This window comes from Methanomethylovorans sp., from assembly GCF_041305605.1.
Taxonomy (GTDB): Archaea; Halobacteriota; Methanosarcinia; order Methanosarcinales; family Methanosarcinaceae; genus Methanomethylovorans.
The window spans coordinates 1-3,207 of record NZ_JBFYLB010000150.1; the positions used below are offsets into that span (position 1 = coordinate 1).

Sequence of the window (3,207 nt, forward strand, 5' to 3'; positions counted from 1 at the left end):
TGAGTTTGGTTTTAAGTGTGATTATAGCTGTTCCTTGCCTTCTTTATCTTGAACCCATTTTAAAGGTATTCGGAGCAACTGCTGGAGTTCTGCCTTATGCCAGAGATTACCTTAAGTATATCATTTTAGGCGGTATTTTCTTTGTTTTTGGAGTGGCTGTTCAGAATATTATCAGATCTGAAGGAAACTCCCGTCTTGCAATGAATTCTATGCTTGTAGGAGGAGGCCTCAATATATTCATTGATCCAATTTTCATGTTTGGTTATGGGATGGGCGTCGAAGGAGCTGCAATTGCAACCGTACTGTCACAAGCCGTAGTTTCGATCTGGCTCCTGCTATATTATCTAAAAGGAAAAGGAGCTATTCATTTCAGGCCACAAACTTTGAAACCAGATCCTAAAATCATTAGGGAAATCGGGGCTATTGGTACTGGGTCCTTTATAATGGAATGCTCAAACAGTGTCATGATGATTTTCGTGTATAATGTGCTTGCAATTTATGGAGGAGATGTCGCAATTGCCGTTATTGGTGTAGTAATGAAGATCAATTCTTTTATCTTCCTGCCTCTTCTGGGTATGGGCTTTGGTTTACAACCGATTGTCGGATTTAACTACGGAGCACAGAAATATGATAGAATAGTAGAAGCTGTGAAAATGTCCCTAGTGATGGTAACAATCTTTGGGCTGGTTGGCTTGTTAATAATTTATATCTTCGCAGAAAAACTTCTTATTATTTTCAGTGCAGATCCAGCATATCTGGAAATGGGGAAAAATGCTTTAATAATCATGGTTCTGGGTACGCCTTTGATAGGTCTGAACGTAGTTGCATCAATCTTCTTCCAGGCATTAGGGAGAGCCAAACCCGCTTTTATTCTTTCCATTAGCAGGCAGCTACTGTTCCTTATTCCCGCAGTTGTGCTGCTTCCCCGTTTTTATGGCCTGAATGGAGCTTGGGTAGCTTTTCCTGTGTCGGACTTACTGGCATTTATGCTCTCTGGGTTTATGCTTTTCAGGGCATATAGGGTATTCGAGAAAAGTAAAAAGTCCCTAGGGTGAAATACGGGATCCAGAATTCCCTACTATATATCCTCCTTTTTTATCCCTTGCTTCAATTCAAGACCATTCAGACTACATTCAATGGGAAAATATTAATATGAGTAGCGCGTTTTCACGCTTTCTAAATTTCAAATGACTACTTAATGAAGAGCTTGTATGACATCCATTGGAATAATCAATTTTCATAAATTAAAGTTTTTCACGGCATTGTGGCAGCAGATAACCTTGTATTTCGATGTGGATGGAAATGGTAACCGAAGATCAACTGCGTTCTGAAAGCATCGGTAAGCTCTTCAGAAGGTTTGTATTTCCGGCCATCATGGGTATTGTGGTAGCTGGTGTACAGACCATAATCGATGGATATTTTATAGGTAACGGAGTGGGCAGTCAGGGACTTGCCGGTGTCACTCTGGCTTTTCCTGCCGTGATGTTCATTGTTGCTGTAGCCGTGATGATTGGTATGGGTTCTTCCAGTCTTGTGGCTCTTGAGCTTGGCAGGTCTAACAGGGATAAGGCAGGGAAGATAGTAGCCAATGTTTTTCCTCTTGTGTTTGTCGTGGCCGCTGTCATGACAATATTGGGCGTTGTATTCGGTAACTCGCTTTTAAGTTTGTTCGATGCACCTGCAGTTGTACAGGATATGGCAAACGATTACCTGCGTGTGATATTCATAGGCTCTGTGTTCTTCCTGCTTACCATCACTCTGGATCCGCTTGTCAGGAACGATGGTTATCCGATGATCGCCATGAACATAATGGTAATTTCCGTATTGGTTAACCTTGTTCTTGACTATGTCTTTGTCATGAGGATGGGCATGGGAGTTACCGGGGCAGCCATTGCAACGGTAATAGCTTTTGCGTTGAGTGCGGTTCGTTTGACGCTGCATTTCTTCAGCAGCAAAGCGGGTCTGAGGGTAAACCTCGGAAATATGAAGTTTGAACTGCGGACCGTGCACAGGATCATGGAAAGCGGGCTGCCTTCCTTTGCCATGCAGTTGTCGGTGTCTATACTGTTCTTTGCGCACAATTTCGTGCTGCTGCGATATGGTTCTGATGCAGAGGTATCGGCCTACGGGATAATGGGTTATTCGTTCTCCATATTCTACATGCTGTTCGAGGGTATAGCTGTGGGAGTACAGCCGATCATAGGATTCAATTACGGTGCGGGTCTGTATGACCGGGTGTGCAGGACTCTGAAGCTTGCCATGACTGCGTGTGTAGCAGTAGGTGCATTGGGATTTCTGATATTCTTCCTGTTCCCTGAAAAAGTGGTGCAGTTCTTCACTCCCGGCGATCCGGTCCTCCTTGAGGTCACTGTGGGAGGTATGAGGATATTTGTGCTGTCATTGCTGGTGCAGGGTGTAGTGGTCGTGAATGCCACATACTACCAGTCCATAAACCGGGTCAGGTCTGCCCTGTTCATTCACCTGGGCAAGATCTTTGTGTTCCTGCTGCCGCTTTTGTTCACCTTGCCCCTGGTCTTCGGGCTTAAAGGCGTGTGGTTCGCAACCCCGGTAGCCGATTACCTGATGTTCTTCATAGTGATGGTAATGCTTGCGGAAGAACTGAAGGAGTTACGAGGGGAAAAGTGTCTGAATCCATAATTCATGGAATATGAATACTTCTTTTACACTTTTTCATAGCACACTTCTTTTTCCCGTAGGACATTGTCTCTGAAGTGTCTGCTCAAATCTTCAGGTGTACGCAGGTCTATTTTTCTGTTCCCCAAAATTGATGATAATTCCTCTTCCATCTCCAACAGCTTAAAAAATCCTGGTGTGTATCCCGTCTCAAATTCTACCAGCACGTCTATGTCGCTGTTCTTCCTGAAATCATCCCGAAGCACGGAACCAAAAAAAGACAGTGATTTGATGTGATGTGCTATACAGAATTCAATGATCCTGTTTTCGGGCACTTCAATATGGGATTTCTGCAACATCATCTATTAGTTTTGTTTTGTTCTATTTAAACACTTCTTGTAGAGTACTTTCCATATAAACCATTTTACTCAACTCCGCAATATTAATATGTGAAGTCTCTATTTACAACATATTCTTTTTGTGCGGGGGTTGCCCAGCCAGGTCAAAGGCGCAGGGCTTAGGACCCTGTTTCGTAGGAATTCGTGGGTTCGAATCCCACCCCCCGCATGCGAA

3 protein-coding genes and 1 tRNA gene are annotated in these 3,207 nt (G+C 43.7%); 3 read left to right on the forward strand and 1 reads right to left on the reverse strand.

Annotated features, from left to right (window positions below; translation table 11 throughout):
- A partial coding sequence (locus ACCM36_RS09445; protein ID WP_370573508.1) for an MATE family efflux transporter occupies window positions 1-1,055 on the forward strand: 1,055 nt, incomplete at its 5' end.
- Between the two features lie 247 nt (window positions 1,056-1,302).
- Window positions 1,303-2,658 carry an MATE family efflux transporter gene (locus tag ACCM36_RS09450; protein ID WP_370573509.1) on the forward strand — a complete coding sequence of 452 codons (1,356 nt, stop codon included), beginning with the start codon at window positions 1,303-1,305 and terminating at the stop codon, window positions 2,656-2,658.
- A 23-nt stretch (window positions 2,659-2,681) separates the two neighbouring features.
- On the opposite strand, the gene ACCM36_RS09455 is transcribed toward ACCM36_RS09450, so the two are convergent.
- Complete coding sequence (locus tag ACCM36_RS09455; RefSeq protein ID WP_370573510.1) at window positions 2,682-2,996, reverse strand: nucleotidyltransferase family protein; 315 nt, start codon at window positions 2,994-2,996, stop codon at window positions 2,682-2,684.
- Window positions 2,997-3,116: 120 nt separating this feature from the next.
- On the opposite strand from ACCM36_RS09455, the gene ACCM36_RS09460 reads away from it, so the two are divergent.
- Window positions 3,117-3,201, forward strand: a tRNA-Leu gene (locus tag ACCM36_RS09460).
- The last annotated feature ends 6 nt before the right edge of the window (window positions 3,202-3,207 follow it).

Coding starts and splice junctions, on each gene's coding strand:
- ACCM36_RS09450 (WP_370573509.1), top strand. CDS start 1,303: ATGGTAACCGAAGATCAACTGCGTTCTGAAAGCATCGGTAAGCTCTTC.
- ACCM36_RS09455 (WP_370573510.1), bottom strand. CDS start 2,996: ATGATGTTGCAGAAATCCCATATTGAAGTGCCCGAAAACAGGATCATT.